A 16,742-nucleotide genomic window follows, 5' to 3' on the forward strand; every position below is an offset into this window, starting at 1 on the left:
ACAAAATCTTTCTCACATTACAGTAATTTATTTTTCACTATAGACATAAGTGTAATAGCAGTTGCTAATGAGCATCTGTTGCGGTTTCTAATAACACAACGGTCGACACCAAACAAAGGTTTTTTAGCATTGATCAAATAAAACTTGGACAATTTTGTTTGTATCTTGTATCATACAAAGATAACTCACCTTTTGAAAATCTGACCGTGCCATCTTGTCATAAAGAGGAGCGCATTTTTCATCCTCCTGGATGAAAACATAGATGTACATAGCAGGAGCAAACATGAGTATATACAATCCGCGTGATCCAAAATGGATCAAGGAATCTCGCGACTATCTTGAGCCAAGAGGGATCATACCATCTGTCGTAGAAACAACGCCCCGTGGTATCATCAGCCATGATCTCTTCTCGCGCTTACTTCAAGACCGCATCATCTTTGTGGGTACACAGATTGACGATATGGTAGCCAATAGTGTCGTAGGACAGTTGCTTTATCTGCAAAATGAAGATCCCACCAAAGATATCAGCATGTATGTGAACAGCCCGGGTGGAGTCATTTATGCCGGTCTGGCTATTTATGATGCGATGCAATCACTGAAAGCGGATGTCTCAACAGTCTGTATGGGAATGGCCATGAGTATGGGAGCCGTTATCCTGGCAGTTGGAGCTAAAGGCAAACGTTTTGCACTCCCTAACTCAACCATCCTGATCCACCAGCCACTTGGCGGAGCCGAAGGCCAGGCCTCGGATATTGAAATTACCGCTCGCGAAATTATCCGCTTGCGCCAGAGCCTGCTTGGTATACTTTCAAAGCATACCGGACAACCCATCGAGCGTCTGCAAAAAGATGCCGACCGTAACTACTATCTCTCAGCGCCAGAAGCAGTAGAATACGGCATCATTGACGAAGTATTAACCCACGAGTAGATCAACTACAATCAACACAAAAAGGCGGCCTGGTTATGTTTGACCAGGCCGCCTTTCCACGTCTATTAAAAACGTATGTTTACTTCTTTATCTACCATCCATGGCTCAAAGAATGTTATTCTTTGATGAAGACAAAACCATAGTGACCGGGAACCTCAATCTCAAAGGATTGATTATCCTCATTGACAGTGATCTCATAAGGTTCAGTGCGTTTGTCCTGATCGATCATTTCACGATAAGTGCCACTAAGCGGAAATGGTACGGAAATCTTTTGATGTCCATCAGAGAAATTAAGGAAAACGATAGCAACCTGTCCGGTAGATCCATGATGACGTCGGTAAGCGACTACTTTGTCTTCAATGCGCGACTCTGCACTATAATAGAAGGATTCACGGCTGCGCAGTGCAGGATATGTACGTCGCAATGAACCCAATGTGCGATAGAGTTGAACCAGAGGTGTTCCGTACTCATCGTAAAAGTATTCCCAGTTCACGTTGCGCTGATAGCAAACACGTGCTCGTCCTTTGGTCGGCAAAACGTAATTCTGAGCAAATTCCTGACCTTGCCAGAGCATTGGCGTGCCCTCGCAGGTGTAAAGCGCAATGGCAAAAGGTTGGAGCTTATAAAACTGACTGCGGTCCCCAAAAGGCACATCATCCGGAAGAATAGCAACGTGAGAAATCAGCTGACTGTTATCATGATTCTCCAGATATTGAAATGGCATCACCGGCATATCGACAGGCTGCCCCTCAATATCCTGCACTGTTTTTGTATAAGGATAGCCAGTATAATTCTGATCCAGTACTACCTGATGCACAAAATGCTCATCTACCGTTCCAGTCTCCGCCATTCCTTCCGACATGCAACGAAAACTATCCTGCCAGGTACTGGTAGAGAACGTATCCTTCAAGATCTCCTGTGGACGATTCTGCGCCTCTGTACATTGGATCAAACGGCTATACTCCCCTGGCTTGCCTGATGGAGTAAAACGGCCAATTTTTAACGACTCATTGTAGGTGTTATAAGCAATATGTGCGTACTGAATGCCCATCGGACCATCATAAAGATCCGTGACCTCATCATAGCGAAAACCATCAATGTGGTATTCATGCAACCAGTGATAATTCGCAGTCTGAATATATTCGCGGGCAAAATCCCTGGCAAAATCAATTTCAGGCCCAAAGGGACCATCGCCACCAATCATCGGACTTTCCAGTCCTGTATCTTTATAGACCAGATTATAAGGAAAGCTTGGATCGACATGTTGATAGACCACATCCAGAATAACGGCAATCCCTTCACTATGACAGGTATTGACCAGTTGTTTTAATCCCTGAATACCTCCCCAGCGTTCATAGGGCGCAAAATAATGCAGTGGCTCATAACCCCAGTTGAAATTGAGTTTGAGGCTGGTAATTGGCATCAATTCCAGACAATTCACACCCAGACTTTTCAGGAAAGGGATCCGCTCGATGACGCCAGCGAAGTTACTATTAAATTCTTCAACTTGTAGCTCATATACGATGAGGTCTGCCAGTTCAGGCGTTTTCCACTCGTCATCAGTCCACTCAAATGGCGCAAAACTGTCCGGGGTGACTACGGCTGACAGTAAGCCAATATCAGTCGCCAGCGCAAATGGATCCGTAAACCAGCGCGTAACTATTCTTTTCTCGTCACTATCAGGCTGGGATTGCAACAATTGATAGCGGTAAAGATAACTACCGGAAAGTCCAAAATGCGTTCCATCCTCAGGGGAAAGATGAATCTGTGCCTGCCAGAGGTCGTTCTCCGATCCTTCTTTATATTCTAACTGGAAATCACGCGGCAGTATATTTTCATAAAAGTGATCCGCTTTATGTAAAACCTGTACATGGACCTCATAGCCATCATGAGAAGTAATGCCAGGTAAATAAATGCCAAAGGTAATATCAACCCCATCCTTATCCACAGCCCCGGCATATGCGCCTAATTCACGCAAGTTGATCATTCAAGTTCCTCATATATCTAGCAATTGTTGTGTCGCTTCATAATCTATTTATTTCAGCATGGAAGGGCCACGAAACCGTGAATAGTTCTCCGGTAAACCCCTACCATATTCTACTACGTGGTAGAGCTTTTTCGGGCTTCATCGTATACTTGCTTGCGCTGACGAACTTCACAGCCACAAAATACAGACAAGCTGATACTGAAAACTTGCATCAGCTTGTCTTTCGAAGTAATTTGATAACTGCACACAATTTTTTCAGGAATTTTGAATTTCGCTGTTAGATACTTGAGAGTAATAGACAGTTGTGATACAATAGAGTCATGCTGTATAGTGCATTGTTGCTCGGAGTAGATTGTCTATTGTAAGCTGCGCGATACAGAGAATATCATAAGGGATCAATTCCCAAGAAGCGAGAAAAAAGAATGTCAATGACCGATCAAACCCTGTATTGTCGCGATTGCAATCAAGAGTTTACGTTTACTGCTGGTGAGCAAGAGTTTTTTGCTAGCCGTGGTTTAACGAATGCCCCAACCCGCTGTCCATCGTGCCGCGCTGCACGCAAACAGGCTGGTGGTGGACGCCGCGGTTCCTCAAGTGGTTTCGGTGGCGGCTACCGCGAACGCGAGCCTCGTCAGATGTATAGCGCCACCTGCGCAAGTTGTGGCAATGAGGCTCAGGTACCATTCCAGCCTCGTGAAGATCGCCCGGTTTATTGTAAAGATTGTTACCAGCCCCAGGATCGCAACGACGATCGCCGTTCTCGCTGGTAATTTCACGAAACAGCATTCATCGCTACTACGTCGCGGTTAACGGCGTATGTATGCCTGAAATAACAAGCTGATTCTGTAGGAAGAGTAACACAATGGCCTTCTATGGCAGGCGGTTACTCTTCCATACACGTCCACTTATTTAATTCCTCTCATTAAATAAATCTATGTTTTAAGAGAGGTCCCTCAAACCGAAATAAAGTCCGGCTACGATTATGCAACGGATGCGAACAAAAAGAATTATTACATAAAAGTAATTTCTGTATTTTCCCTGAAAAACGTTTTTTTACCAGCAAAGGGCGGGCTCAACGTCTGCCTCAAGAGGGAGTTCTATGCCATGACCTACTCACGCCGAAACATTGCAGCGGAACAACAAGAGGCAAGTCTGAAAGCCAAACAGCTCATTACTCTCTGCGAACAACTACACATTACTCTAGATCCTATTGATTGGCAAGAGTATGGAATGCGCGCACCGATAAAAGTGAATGGCATCGAGATATCAGATCTAACAGATCTTGGTCAGCGCGATAGCGATTATATTCTCCGCCGCATCCAACTCAAACTTTTTGAGCGCGTGGCACTCTCTAGCATCAAGGCCAAACCTGGTCAGTCTGCTTCTATGTGGAGCCCGGTTGATGTACAACAACCACAAGCCTTTTTAAGTCTCTGGGTTATTACTTTAGATACAGGCGAACGCATACCAGTCATTGAGTCCCTCAAAAACGGCCAGCGCGTCTATGAACCCTATCAGCACCAGGGAAATAAACAAGAGGATCTGGCAAAACTCTTCGGCCCCTCTGCGAAGGTGAATATCAAGTAGGCGAAACAATAACGATTGAGGAGCGCGACCACCAGGGTTCAGGCGAAATCGTCTACATTATTCCTCCTGGCAAGAAACTTACCAGCCGCACAAACTCATCACGTGGCTATCATACTATTGCAGGCAAAGCCTATACCAATGATGCCGCCTCTCGTTACGTTGTTGATTGCCATGATGGATTTCCTCACATCGTCAATCAATCTCAAATCACCAAATAACAATGGCAGGCAAGTTATGCACTTGCCTGCTTTTATTTTTAATGCTATGAGTCAATGTCAGATTATATGCTGGCTCTTTTGCGGAATATAATTGACATATCCACATACATCATATATAATTTATTTACACGTATCTTGCTCGTTTTTTGTCTCAGACAGGTCCAGTCGCTCATATGCGTGTGCCTGCCACTGTATGCTATCTTTCCTCAATGAAGAGAGGAACTTTTGTGATGATATTTCCACCTGACATTACTGCACGCGAAACACCTCACGATCCAATTGAAAAAGCCAGAAAATATGTTATCTTAGTCATAGATACAGATGAGATACGCGCACAAAGAATTGCTTGCGTGATTACCCTGGCAGGAATGAGAGCAATCGTTGTAACCACTATCTATCAAGCTTTCGAGCGTTTTCTCCAGGAATTCTTTGTTCCCAGTTTGATATTAATTGATCAACAAGAAGAGCAATCCACACCTCTATTTATACGTTTTACACAACGCCTGACACAAGAGCTTCAACGTGAAATTCCAATGATGTCGCTTGGTACGACAAAACTCTCAAATGGAGATTTGCTCGCAGCCTACGAAACTCTCTCGCGTACAACCCATCGTGTCTCTCACTCAAATGGTTCCTTTCTTAAAAGGATATGGGAAATCCTACCCGAAGCAGAATGTTCATTTTCAACTGAGGAAAACACAATAGCCCTGGAGGTCTTGCCAAAGTTTGGTCTTTTACCTCACGTGACCAGAAGCAAGCGCTCTATTGCTTCACATTTCCATCATCAATTGAAAGCCGCCAGGTTGGTGATTGGTTTTGATAAGTGGGACACTTTGCTAACGGATGTTGGGTTGCCACAATTTCGCAAAGAAGAGAATTGGCCACCGCTGACAGATCAATATTGCATTCCCCCGGAGTATACAACCTGCCTGAATCGAGCGGTACTCTTCTCTCATCCGGACCAGCCTGAAAAACAAGCGTATAAATGGGCCAACCGGGTTGAGTCAGATATCCTTCAAAAGGTGGCTTTGATCTTTCTCTTGCAGCAAGCCCCAAAGATCATTGGACAGGATTGGAATATGCGTACGCTCCTCACCGCCTTTACCAATGAGACAAATACTACACGTGGAGAAAAGCTTACCGAATGGAAGAGGCTGGATAATGGATCGTTTGTTTGCGTCTTTTATAGCAATCTGTTCGCCTATGGATTTATGGGCGCGGCAGGACCCTCATGTTATATCTGGCAGGCTGCCTTTGATAAAATGCTCGAACTAGGAAAGATTCAAAGACACTGGCAGGTTCGTGAGATCGAATGCAGTTGCCAGACGCATACCGGTCACTGTGTCTTTCTCTTCACACCCAGATAACTCGTATGGCGCCAGTTTTCGATTGCTGCTCACTGATATATCCTGAATACTCATTTGTGGTATGATAAAAATCATCTATGCATAGAAAAGTGCAAAAGCATCAGATGGTACCCATAGCGATAACCCGATTCTAGTTAGCCCGATGTATATTTCCATTGTTCTCCTCGTCGTGCTCTTTGCAATGCAGTATCTCTCACAGGGCACGAACAGGCCAATTAGTGATGTTCAGGAGTGCAAAAATCATGAAGCTTCATTCTGGCAGTGTTGCCGTAATTACCGGAGCAGGCAGTGGTATTGGACGTGCTCTGGCGATTAATCTGGCAGCCAAAGGTTGTGCGCTGGCCCTGGCGGATAAAAATGCGCAGGGCCTGGAAGAAACGGTACAGTTGCTACGTTCCACAACACCGAGCACTTGCACGACATATGTGCTGGATGTTGGAGACAATAAGGCCGTCGAACAGTTCGCAGCAGATGTAGTACAACAATACGGCAAAGTAGATTTGTTAATCAACAATGCTGGTGTCGCTCTTGGGGGGACATTTGAACAGCTCACGCTCGAGCAGTTTGAATGGCTGTTTCAGATCAATTTCTGGGGTACTGTCTATGGTGTAACAGCCTTCCTCCCCATCCTGAAACAACAACCTGATGCTCATATTGTCAACCTTTCCAGCGTCTTTGGACTCTTTGCCGTTCCTGGACAGACAGCATATACTGCCAGTAAGTTTGCTGTACGTGGCTTTACTGAAACCCTACGACAAGAGCTGGCACGCACCACCGTCAAAGTGAGTAGTGTCCATCCCGGTGGTATCAAAACCAATATCGCCCGCAATGCTCGTTTTGCTAAAATGACTGATGAGGAAGCTAAACGTGGCCGCATCTATTTTGAACGTGTACTAACATTGCCACCAGAGACCGCAGCCGCAATTATAGTACAGGGTATTGAGCGTAATGCGCCACGCATCCTTGTCGGCCGCGACGCCCGAGTAATGGATCTGATCCAACGGGTATTCCCTGTCAATTATCCTCGCGCAATGAAAGCATTACAACGCTTTATCCGCTAATAGATTAAGGCTTTCGCAATCGGTGGTTGCGAAAGCATCCTTCTTATCTTGTGCTCCCTTGCTACCCATGGAATAATGGCAGAGCAGCAATATAGGGCCAGACAAAATAGAGCATACATGCAAGGATAATCAGTATTACTATAAGAATAAGACGCAGGAAGCGCCCGGTAGAAATACTATCATTTACTGGTCTGGAACGTTCATCAAAATCTCTCATTATAAGAAAAACCTCTTGTTATTTTTTAATCCCGCATAGGAAGGATACTTGAAATGCGTTCACGCGAGACAAAGCGCCCGAGGATATTCCAGCCTTTGATACGATGATCATGTCCACGCGCCGTCACGATATATGTTATATTCTCAGCATCCAGATAGAAGCGTTGGATTGCGGTCTCGACAGATTCCAGAGGACCATAGACGCCGCCCGACAAAAATACCCGGCGCACCACACCCTCGCGGGCACAGGTCTCATCCCGTACAAATTGCACCCGATCGCCATCGACATATTCAGGAACAGGTAAAGTAGCAGGTTCAAAATCAGTGGGCCAGGTAACAACACGCTGGCCATTGCGAAAATCAGTTGGATCCCACTTTCCCAGCATATTATTCCAGACTGGAACAGGTAAATAGCGTTCAATCATAATTTCTAAAAAACTTTCTCACAAAAAAAGAGAAACAGCCCATAACTTTAGCCTATTGTAGCATCTTCACAAAAAAGCTGTCGAAAAACGCTTATCAACAGGCAATACTTGTCTTTTGGAAAGCAATAGAGTACGCTTCACAAAGATTGCGCTCACTACTGGCAGTAATATTTTTTATGGAAAGCATATAGCATATGTCTAATAAACTGACTTTATCGAGAAATACAATTTCAAGAATGCTATCAAGACCCTGGAGTATGAAACTTTTCTACCTCGGCTACTTTTCGGCCATGGGCGTCTATCTCCCTTACCTGGGCCTCTATCTGGGGGCCGTTGGACTTTCTGGTACACAGATAGGCCTGACGGCTTCAATGTTTCCACTGGCCGCCATGGTGATGCCACCGCTATGGGGAGTGCTCAGCGATCATTATAGCTGGCGCAAACAATTACTTATAGCGACGCTACTGGGCGCAGTCATCACTTCATTTCTCATCTGGCAGATCGCGCATACATTCATTGTGCTACTCATCTTGATTATCCTGCTGGCGATCGCACTCAGTCCAGCAATTCCGCTGGCAGATGCGATTACACTGCAATGGATTGGCGAGCATGGCGGCAGCTACGGATCGATACGTGTATATGGATCACTTGGATTTCTACTGGCAGCCATCATTGCAGGCAGAATCCTGAATAGTATCGGTGTCACTTCCCTTTTTCTATTGCTCGCACTGGTTTTTTGTGGTCCATTACTCGTCAGTTTCTTCGTTCCCGGACAGAGCGGAGTAAGTATGGCACGAATCAAAGCTCGCGAGTTACTACTACTACTGCGTAACCGCACATTGCTCCTTTTCATCCTCCTATGTATGGTTGGCTATGGAACCTTTGCAGCCTATAACACGTTCTTCGGACTCTATCTCAAGAGTCTGGGTGTCAGCACCAGCGCCATCGGTCTAGCATCAGGCATGGCCAGCCTGAGCGAACTACCAACCATGATGCTCTCAGGCATCTTAATGAAACGGCTCGGAGTGAAATGGTTATTGATTATCGGATTAGGTATAGCAGTGGTGCGCTGGCTGGCCTATGCCACCTTTACAGACTATCCAGTGCTATTCGCATTCACATTACTCCACGGCATCTCATTCGCCAGCTTCTATGTTTCCGCCGTAACCTTTATCGATCAACGTGTACCGCTCCATATGCGGACCACGGGACAAACATTATTTTATGGTACAAGTTTCGGCCTCGGTACCTGGGCAAGTACCAATCTATTTGGTGCACTCTATGAGCACATCCATGGTAGTGGCATATTTCTCGTTGGAGCAGCACTCTGTACTGCTTCCATCCTCGGGCTCATACTACTGATACCCCGTAATCCAGCGCATGTGCAACAGTAATATATACTGGTTTAATGCTCCAGGACACTTTTCTGAGCTCGCGCAAGGATCTCGCCAACGGCCGCTGTCTTGGCATCAGCGTAGTTTTGTGTATATTTCCAATTTTTGCGTGCAAGTTCTCGTTTGGTACGTTCATAGAGTTGGCGATCAGCTTCATGCTGGCGTAGCCAGTCCCGAAACAGCAACCTGCGATCGATTTCAGAACAGCCGGGTGAAAAAACGTGCAGGTTGACATCAGTATCCGGTCCCTTAAACACGCGATGTTCATGCCAATCTGGCTCTCGAATGTGTAAAACGTAAGCCCGGGACTCCAGGGCTGGAACATAAGAGGGCTCGTCTGCCGAATCTGCCACAACGAGTAGTATATCAATACGCGGTTTGGCGGCCAGTCCTGGTACAGAGGTTGAACCAACATGTTCCAGCAAAAGAATCCGCTCGCCAAGTGCAGCTTGGATACGCACAGCTTCTCGTTGAAAAAACGCTGGCCACGCTGGATCATAGTCCGCAATATAAATTTGTCCATTCAGCGGCACCAGTGCGCTAATACGCGTAGCCTGCATTTGCTCCTCAGTCGTTGGAACATGGGTGGCGACCCATTCTTCCTCGAAGGTTACTTTTTCTTGCCCTTTATCTGAATGCTTGATTATATTATCATTACCAGACATGTGCTTCTCCACTTCATTATTATGCTTTTTACCAGATATAATCGATCTAAACTCATAGTATATACTATAGACTAAAAACGGTGTGCTCGGGTCACAAAGCGTAAAAATAAGCCGACGAGGCAGGCAAGAATACTGATCATTATTGTTAGAGCAAGCCAGAGGTAAAGAAGATGGCTGAATGCCTCACCAGGTGAACAGGTAGAGTAGAGCCTGCCACAATATAGGTACTCACGGTACCAATAAGGGTATCATTACCCAGTTTGTCACTATGCAATCCGATGATTGAACCCAGGGCTCCAATAGACCAACGTACAGCAATGGGCATGGCTAATATCTGGCTCAATGCACTTTTCATGGGAAATACAGTACCTGAAAAAACGATCTGCGGGATCAGGAGTAATGGAATAAAACTTACTGCCCTATCGACAGTAGGTGCCAGGGCAGAAATCGCCAGGCCGTCATTAATCCAGCTAACGAGGTCAGTGCTAACGTAATATAGATTTCCAGAATCTGGGAGAAGATGATCCCGGAGCGAGTGAAAGGGAGTACAGTCGCAATAACCAGTACAAGAATCGCAACCTGGAACAGGCAGAGGAAGCCCAGTATAACAATCTTCGAGAACATATATGGGAGAATGTTTAAATATAGCGCACGTTCCCGCTGATAGATCGACCGTTCTTTTACGAATTCACGCACCGCATTCACACATCCAAAGAGAAATGCACTAAAGCTTATGATGAACAAAATTTTCTGCGCGTCAGTCCCCGAACCTGGAACGATAAAGTCCTGCAGGGCGTTATCGATGCCTCCCTTTTTCGCAGCATAGGCTTTTCCTTGCAGAGTAACGCGAAGATGGTATTGCACACGCTGACAATCAGTAGAGTAAGCCCGAGAATCTAACGCAGGAATGTCTGGCAAACCAACTGGACTAAATATACGTGCACTCACCGGGCATTCCACAATACGATCAGTATGAAAGACCGCAGTACCAATCTCATATCTGATCAAAACGAGAAGTATAATCGCAATAACTGGAGCCTGGAGGAGAAGGAGAAGTATATTTCCTGTATCATGTTTCAACAATTCCAGGTAACGCGCAGCAAGTAACCAGAACTGTTTCCAGGCATTACATCTCTGAGAAGTTCTCTTTTTTACATAGCTTCGAGAACGCTGCTCAATATACTCTTTATCGCTGTTGAGCGGCCCACTGATATAACGTTGATATGCATCTGAAACCTTAAAACGTGATTCTGCGTCCATAGGAATCTGTAGCGGATCCTCGCCAGGTTCCAATAAGGTATAAATCGCGGCAAACTCGCTTTTCCCAAAGTAGGTAAGAGCTTCTCCAGGAGGTCCAAAGTAGGCAAGGCGACCTCCAGGCGCTAGAAAGCAAATATAATCGCACAGCATAATATGGGTAATACTATGCGTTGCAATAATCACCGTTTGCCCGCTATCAGCCAATCGCCGCATAAGATGCATCATTGTATAATCGAGGCCCGCGTCCAGACCGGAGGTTGGCTCATCGAGAAAAAATACCGCAGGCTTCTCCAGGAGTTCTAACGCGATAGAGACGCGCTTTCGCTGTCCACCAGAAAGTTTGCTGATCAAAACGTTCCGTCGTTCGATCAAACCGACAGCAGCAAGCACTTCATCAATGCGTTGGTGAATTTGCTGCTTTGTATATGTCGCAGGCAAACGCATCTTTGCCGTATAGTAGAGGGCATGATCAACAGTGAGGCTATAATGCACAATACTATCTTGCGGAACACAGCCTATCTGCTCACGTAAACAAGAAGTATGCTGGTACAGTTCCAACTGATTATAAAAAACATGGCCATGTTGCGCAAAGCGAAAACCACTAAGCGCATTCATCAACGTGGATTTTCCTGCGCCAGAACTACCGACTACCCCTACCAACGCACCAGGAGGAATAGACAGAGAGATATCGTTCAGTAATACCATATTATTCTTGCTTACACAGGTAAGATGAAGCGCATCGATCTGGATACCTTCACCAGTATTATCCTGTTTGTCAGCAGAATCGGACAGGAATGTCAAATCGTTTTGAGCGATGATCTTACCCTCTTAATTGTCTGCGCAAGAAGTTTTTGCTCTATCTCTACTATCATTATAATCTTCCTCCCAACACAGCTAAAACATTATAATGCATATAATCTCAACTTCTTTACGCAGATCTCTGGTGTGTTTCCAGGTTTCCTGAAGGTATAACGCCTTAGATGCAGGCTTGTAGACAGCACACAAACACAATCACGACAGTGGCAACAAGCAAACATGGAGAGTAGTGATGAGCAATCCGGCAATAGAAATGAACACAGTACTATTCATCACGATCCGGATGCTAATGAAGATATTGATTTAAAAGAGAGACGTAAAACAGCATAAAAAAAGCCAGTCTGGCGTGCGCACGCCAGACTGGCTTTTAAGTGATAAAAGTGGGCCCAGCTGGATTCGAACCAGCGACCAATCAGTTATGAAGAGATTGGTCCGAAAAACGCAGGTCGCTTCCCTTAGAATGGCTCTGGAAGCCAATCTAGATGATTAAGATTTTTGTGTGCGCCAATTAGCTGATTGGTCAATACTTTTTTAGCTAATTGGTCACTCCGTAGAACAGTATAGCATAATACAAAACATAAGGGAGAGGGAATAGTGGAAGGCGAGTGGGTGGATAACGTGGTCGGGCTTCATAATGTTAAAAACGCCTATGCCATGTTGAGAACACCCGACGGTGAGGCAAATATCGAGCTCATCCAGTTTTACAGCCCGACCGGTCAAAAAGACATTCAGCGGCCTCTGGCGAATACTCCGGGTATCCGCCATATCGCATTTGTGGTTGAAGATATTGAAGCAGTTGTTGCGCAGGTGAAAAAGCAGGGTGCGGAAATTGTCGGCAGGATACAGAACTATGAAGATACATATAAGCTATGCTACATTCGCGGGCCAGAAGGCATTATTTTAGAGTTGGCGGAACCAGTCAAATAAATGACCGGTGTCCGGAATTATCTCTAAACGAACAATTTTAAAACATCTCATCATTGGGAAATAGCGCTGAACCTGGCCCAATGATGAGATTTTCGCGAGCCGTCACTGCTAGCACCATGCGGTTAGGAGCTAGAGTGAGACATGGTATGGCTAACCGAAAGTGAAACGCTGATAAACGTCGTCATCAATAGCAAGCTAAAGGTGCTGACAAGCTTGACCAAAAGGTACATGGTCGGTTCAGGGGTTCGAAGTTCTCCACCGGCATAAACCCTCTTCTGGAGTCCATCGAGATCTCTCCCGTGCTCACTTTCCTTCCCAATTTCTACTGGTTTCCACAAAAATCTTTGGTCGTCTCCCCGTTTTCCTGTCAACTTTCCTGTCAGGATTCGGTCAGTGAGACACACATAAATTAAAGTAAAAACATAGCCCGCTATCAGCTAGCAGACAAAAAAAGAAACCTTAATGAAGAAAGTTCTCGCTCGTTATAGGTTTCTTTTTTACCTACTAAAAACAGCTCTTTCATAACGCTGCATTAATAAATCTTTTTATTAAACCTCAGTCGGAACACGTTTCGATAAACAAATCTTGTGCTTGAGTTTTCCCAGCTAAAACATAAGCCTTCAGCATGTATGGAGAGTTTTTTTATGTTGGTCCCGTAGCTCTTTTTCTATAATCACCCTCTGTCCAATCACAAAAATTATTCGATCAAAACATACCATGCTATTATTGGTCATATTCACGTCTATAATAGAACGCTCCTGCTCTTGAAGATATTTATTATAAGCGAAGGATTTGACGTTTAGACTAAATCAGACAAAAAGGCCCCCCACCTTGCGGCGGGCGGCCTGATCAAGTAAAGTTCTTCTTATAATTACAACACAAGGAATTTTACTTGCATGACTAACAGTAACACATTGCGACAATTTCGTCACGACATCTATGACTGTTTTCCACGAGCGAAGGATGCATTGTTTAATACAATTGATGGACTGATGACAGAAATACAGGCGACATCGTTTCCAGAGATCTCGCAATCGCCCTTGTTTGAACGCACCTGGGCTAGTTTGTATGAGGCGTTTGAAGATGGGCGTATCGATGAGAAGCGCCTGCGAGAGATTCTGGCACGCTATCTGCCCAAACCCGATGCGGGCAAGTGGCTCTGGATTGGCATTGATGCCAGCAAGATTGCACGCCCGGCTGCTGTAACGTCGGCCGATCGTACGGCACAACATATGCATAATCTGCCAGAATGCAAGAAGCCAGTCACGTTTGGGTGGCAATTCTCGACGGTCGTGGCTTTGGCAGAGCCAGTGAGCAGTTGGACCTATATTCTGGACCAACAACGGGTGGCGTCGCAGACCACCGCCATCGAAGTCGCAGAAGAACAGCTCAGGCAAGTGGTACCCTATTTGCCCAAGCAGGTCATTGTTGTATTGGACCGGGGGTATGATTCCAACTGGTTGTGGTGTCGTTGTAGCGCATTGGAGGTTGAGGTGTTGGGTCGTCTCAAAAGCAATCGCTGCTTCTACCGAGCTGCGCCACCTCCAACAGGAAAAAAAGGATGTCCACGCAAAGATGGTGACAAACTGCAACCGAAAGATCCAGCAACGCATCAGGATCCAGATGGAGTATGGAAAGGTACCGATGAGAAAGAGCGTCCGGTGGAAGTCACCTGGTGGAAACACATGCATGTCAAGCAGGCACGCTACCTGGACGTCACCGTTTTGCGGGTGGTGCGACCTCATGCGACCAACAAAGAGCGTGATCCACGCGTGAGCTGGTTTGTGTGGATTGGGGATCAAGAAGCTGATGTCACCCAGATTGCACTGGCTATGTGCTGCGCTTTGGGCAAGAGCATGGCTATCGTTTTGACAAGCAATGCTTGTTGTGGGAACAACCACGTTTGCGGACCCCAGAACAGTTTGAGCGATGGAGCCATATTGTGGCGATCGCGCACAATCATCTGGTCTTGGCTCGTGACGTGGTTGAAGCAGAACGGCGACCATGGGAAAGCAAACAGCGCAAGCCAACCCCCCAACAGGTGCGGCGCGGGATGCACAAATTGTTGGCACGTTTGGGCACTCCTGCCCGGCCACCACAACCACGCGGAAAATCGAAAGGCCGGATGAAAGGAGCAAAAGTTGGCAAAGCACCACGTTTTCCCATCATTCGCAAAAAGCCAAAGTTGCCTCAAATTGTACCATCCTGATGGCAGAGATGACGCATTGATTCATCGTCTTTCTTTGAACGGAACTTCTCATGGAGTTCTGGTAGAACTTTTTAGTCTAAACGTCAAACTCCTGATTGGTCTGCTAGCTGATAGCGGGCTGTTTTTTTACTTAATTTACGTGTGTCTCAAGTGCCGAATCCTGACAGGAAAACGGAGAGACGACCAGGGATTTTCGTGGAAACCAGTAGAATTTGGGAGGGAAATTGAGCGAGAGAGATCTCGATGGCCTCCAGAAGAGGGTTTATGCCTGTAGAGAGCCTGTTCAAAATTATTGAGAGCCTGGCTATAGTTGCCCAGGTGAAAAAAGACGAGTTCGCGCACCGCGTAAATGTTAGCACAATGTGTATCTAACTCTAGTGCTCTCATGCAATTAGCAAGAGCCTGATCAGAACACCCTTGCTCCATTTGTATTGTAGAGTATAGTAATATCACCGTTAAGAAAAAAGGGTGATGTGGCGTCAGTTGGATGCTCAAGCCAGGTTAAATATGTTCAATCTAACTAACGTGCTTGCCCTTTAATCAGGTGGTTGCGATACAGTAACCATAAGAATGGTTCTTCGACGCGCCTGGGACTGACGTTGTCGATATGTCCGCGTGTGTTGGGTTGTTTGCCCAGTGATGAGATGCCGAAGTAGTTGTAGTTAGCGAAGTTTTCTTCGATATAGTTGCAGAAGTTTGGCGAGAGCCAGTCCTGCAGGCGATGGTTGATGTCGGTGTGTAGCGATTGGATTTCGTTTAGTCCCAGTCTGCCGATATGGTTGCTCGATTGGAGTATAGGAGAACCTGGATCGTCCAATATGTCTGCGATGGCGTCCGTTTTGGATAAGGTGAAGGCCACGGGCGTTTTGAGTTTCTGCTGGGGGCTGATATGGTTGACTCTCTCAAAGAGTTCGCGTAGCGCACGCACGATGTTTTCTGGTGACGCGCTTGGATCGGTTGGAGGCAATTGAGCAGAGCTCATTTTTTGCCGGATGCCTGACATCTGGAGCGGATCGAGCAGGAAGATGATGCCATCAGCTCCACAGATGTAGTTGCTGTAGGTTGAGAGGGTGGCATTGCTGGTCATATCTTCACCTGCTGTGTCGAATAAACTCAGGTTGAGGACACGGCTCTGGCGGCCTTTGCCGATGTGCAGGCGGAAGATAAGCGGCGCTTTGACCCGATAGTCGATGGCTGATGGCTGCGTTGGCTGCAGAACCGTGTGCTGTTTAAAGAGCGGCGTGTAGAAATCTTCTATCCAGCGTTCCTGGGATTCATCTCCCAATGGCGTGACGGTGATGGCGAGGTTGGGACCAACTGCATGTGTCAGGCGATGAATCAGTGCAACGATATAATGGGTCTTTCCCGTGGCGCGACCACCGATGATGGCAATCACTTTTTGCTCGCTTTGCTCTATGTTAGGTGGAAGTTTGTAATGGCATTGGGGCAAATGCGTGTATTGCTGATGACCTCGCAGGAACTACAACGTAATCCGTGAGATACAGTTGTCATAAAGTTGAAGCGACTCTTTGATTTTTCCGTTTTCGATGCCAGCACGCGCCCCATGATGGTCCTGCTTCCATCGCGGAACCGAGAATATTCGTTATCAAATCCTCTGCCACCACAACCCGGGTTGACACAACGAAAAGGTGCCTCTTGTAATGCGAAGTGTGCAAAACAAT

Annotated in this window: 13 protein-coding genes and 1 pseudogene; 8 read left to right on the top strand and 6 right to left on the bottom strand. The window is 46.1% G+C overall.

What is annotated here, in order from left to right:
• Window positions 1-283 precede the first annotated feature (283 nt).
• Window positions 284-928 (top strand): ATP-dependent Clp protease proteolytic subunit, encoded by a 645-nt coding sequence (locus KDW_RS01905; protein WP_151754399.1) that lies wholly within the window; start codon window positions 284-286, stop codon window positions 926-928.
• A 115-nt stretch (window positions 929-1,043) separates the two neighbouring features.
• Here KDW_RS01905 and KDW_RS01910 read toward each other — a convergent pair whose 3' ends face one another.
• Window positions 1,044-2,915: an alpha-amylase family glycosyl hydrolase gene (locus KDW_RS01910; protein ID WP_151754400.1), complete on the bottom strand. Its 1,872-nt coding sequence runs from the start codon at window positions 2,913-2,915 to the stop codon at window positions 1,044-1,046.
• A 422-nt stretch (window positions 2,916-3,337) separates the two neighbouring features.
• On the opposite strand from KDW_RS01910, the gene KDW_RS01915 reads away from it, so the two are divergent.
• From KDW_RS01915 to KDW_RS01930, 4 genes are all read left to right on the top strand, one after another.
• Window positions 3,338-3,685 (top strand): zinc-ribbon domain containing protein, encoded by a 348-nt coding sequence (locus tag KDW_RS01915; RefSeq protein ID WP_151754401.1) that lies wholly within the window; start codon window positions 3,338-3,340, stop codon window positions 3,683-3,685.
• Window positions 3,686-4,019: 334 nt separating this feature from the next.
• Complete coding sequence (locus KDW_RS01920; RefSeq protein WP_151754402.1) at window positions 4,020-4,502, top strand: hypothetical protein; 483 nt, start codon at window positions 4,020-4,022, stop codon at window positions 4,500-4,502.
• A 448-nt stretch (window positions 4,503-4,950) separates the two neighbouring features.
• Window positions 4,951-6,087, top strand: coding sequence for a V4R domain-containing protein (locus tag KDW_RS01925; RefSeq protein WP_162004872.1), 1,137 nt, complete (start codon window positions 4,951-4,953; stop codon window positions 6,085-6,087).
• A gap of 242 nt (window positions 6,088-6,329) precedes the next feature.
• On the top strand, window positions 6,330-7,148 hold the full coding sequence (locus KDW_RS01930) for an SDR family NAD(P)-dependent oxidoreductase (protein WP_151754404.1): 819 nt from the start codon (window positions 6,330-6,332) through the stop codon (window positions 7,146-7,148).
• A gap of 242 nt (window positions 7,149-7,390) precedes the next feature.
• Here the strand turns inward: KDW_RS01930 and KDW_RS01935 are convergent, their stop codons facing one another.
• Window positions 7,391-7,789 (bottom strand): hypothetical protein, encoded by a 399-nt coding sequence (locus KDW_RS01935; RefSeq protein ID WP_151754405.1) that lies wholly within the window; start codon window positions 7,787-7,789, stop codon window positions 7,391-7,393.
• Between the two features lie 257 nt (window positions 7,790-8,046).
• Between KDW_RS01935 and KDW_RS01940 the strand changes: the two genes are divergently transcribed.
• Window positions 8,047-9,183: an MFS transporter gene (locus tag KDW_RS01940; protein ID WP_162004873.1), complete on the top strand. Its 1,137-nt coding sequence runs from the start codon at window positions 8,047-8,049 to the stop codon at window positions 9,181-9,183.
• Window positions 9,184-9,194: 11 nt separating this feature from the next.
• Here the strand turns inward: KDW_RS01940 and KDW_RS01945 are convergent, their stop codons facing one another.
• From KDW_RS01945 to KDW_RS01955, 3 genes are all read right to left on the bottom strand, one after another.
• Window positions 9,195-9,743, bottom strand: coding sequence for a GrpB family protein (locus tag KDW_RS01945; protein WP_151757275.1), 549 nt, complete (start codon window positions 9,741-9,743; stop codon window positions 9,195-9,197).
• A gap of 250 nt (window positions 9,744-9,993) precedes the next feature.
• On the bottom strand, window positions 9,994-10,203 hold the full coding sequence (locus tag KDW_RS01950; RefSeq protein ID WP_162004874.1) for a hypothetical protein: 210 nt from the start codon (window positions 10,201-10,203) through the stop codon (window positions 9,994-9,996).
• A 56-nt stretch (window positions 10,204-10,259) separates the two neighbouring features.
• The gene (locus KDW_RS01955) at window positions 10,260-11,813 is read right to left on the bottom strand and encodes an ATP-binding cassette domain-containing protein (protein ID WP_162004875.1); all 1,554 of its coding nucleotides are present in this window, start codon (window positions 11,811-11,813) and stop codon (window positions 10,260-10,262) included.
• 705 nt (window positions 11,814-12,518) lie between these two features.
• Here KDW_RS01955 and KDW_RS01960 point away from each other — a divergent pair.
• Together KDW_RS01960 and KDW_RS01965 are read left to right on the top strand one after the other, a co-directional pair.
• Window positions 12,519-12,851: a VOC family protein gene (locus KDW_RS01960; protein WP_198925164.1), complete on the top strand. Its 333-nt coding sequence runs from the start codon at window positions 12,519-12,521 to the stop codon at window positions 12,849-12,851.
• Between the two features lie 896 nt (window positions 12,852-13,747).
• A pseudogene (locus tag KDW_RS01965) lies at window positions 13,748-15,060 on the top strand (NF041680 family putative transposase).
• Between the two features lie 520 nt (window positions 15,061-15,580).
• On the opposite strand, the gene KDW_RS01970 reads toward KDW_RS01965, so the two are convergent.
• Entirely contained in the window at window positions 15,581-16,456 is an 876-nt protein-coding gene (locus tag KDW_RS01970; RefSeq protein ID WP_151754409.1) for a TRAFAC clade GTPase domain-containing protein, read from the bottom strand.
• Between the last annotated feature and the right edge of the window lie 286 nt (window positions 16,457-16,742).

This window comes from Dictyobacter vulcani, assembly GCF_008974265.1.
GTDB lineage: Bacteria > Chloroflexota > Ktedonobacteria > Ktedonobacterales > Ktedonobacteraceae > Dictyobacter > Dictyobacter vulcani.

What these genes read in the sequence shown, in the direction of transcription:
- KDW_RS01955 (WP_162004875.1), bottom strand. Translation starts at nt 11,813, where the DNA reads ATGGTATTACTGAACGATATCTCTCTGTCTATTCCTCCTGGTGCGTTG.
- KDW_RS01950 (WP_162004874.1), bottom strand. Translation starts at nt 10,203, where the DNA reads ATGAAAAGTGCATTGAGCCAGATATTAGCCATGCCCATTGCTGTACGT.
- KDW_RS01935 (WP_151754405.1), bottom strand. Translation starts at nt 7,789, where the DNA reads ATGATTGAACGCTATTTACCTGTTCCAGTCTGGAATAATATGCTGGGA.
- KDW_RS01910 (WP_151754400.1), bottom strand. Translation starts at nt 2,915, where the DNA reads ATGATCAACTTGCGTGAATTAGGCGCATATGCCGGGGCTGTGGATAAG.
- KDW_RS01905 (WP_151754399.1), top strand. Translation starts at nt 284, where the DNA reads ATGAGTATATACAATCCGCGTGATCCAAAATGGATCAAGGAATCTCGC.
- KDW_RS01915 (WP_151754401.1), top strand. Translation starts at nt 3,338, where the DNA reads ATGTCAATGACCGATCAAACCCTGTATTGTCGCGATTGCAATCAAGAG.
- KDW_RS01930 (WP_151754404.1), top strand. Translation starts at nt 6,330, where the DNA reads ATGAAGCTTCATTCTGGCAGTGTTGCCGTAATTACCGGAGCAGGCAGT.
- KDW_RS01925 (WP_162004872.1), top strand. Translation starts at nt 4,951, where the DNA reads ATGATATTTCCACCTGACATTACTGCACGCGAAACACCTCACGATCCA.
- KDW_RS01920 (WP_151754402.1), top strand. Translation starts at nt 4,020, where the DNA reads ATGACCTACTCACGCCGAAACATTGCAGCGGAACAACAAGAGGCAAGT.
- KDW_RS01940 (WP_162004873.1), top strand. Translation starts at nt 8,047, where the DNA reads ATGAAACTTTTCTACCTCGGCTACTTTTCGGCCATGGGCGTCTATCTC.
- KDW_RS01945 (WP_151757275.1), bottom strand. Translation starts at nt 9,743, where the DNA reads ATGCAGGCTACGCGTATTAGCGCACTGGTGCCGCTGAATGGACAAATT.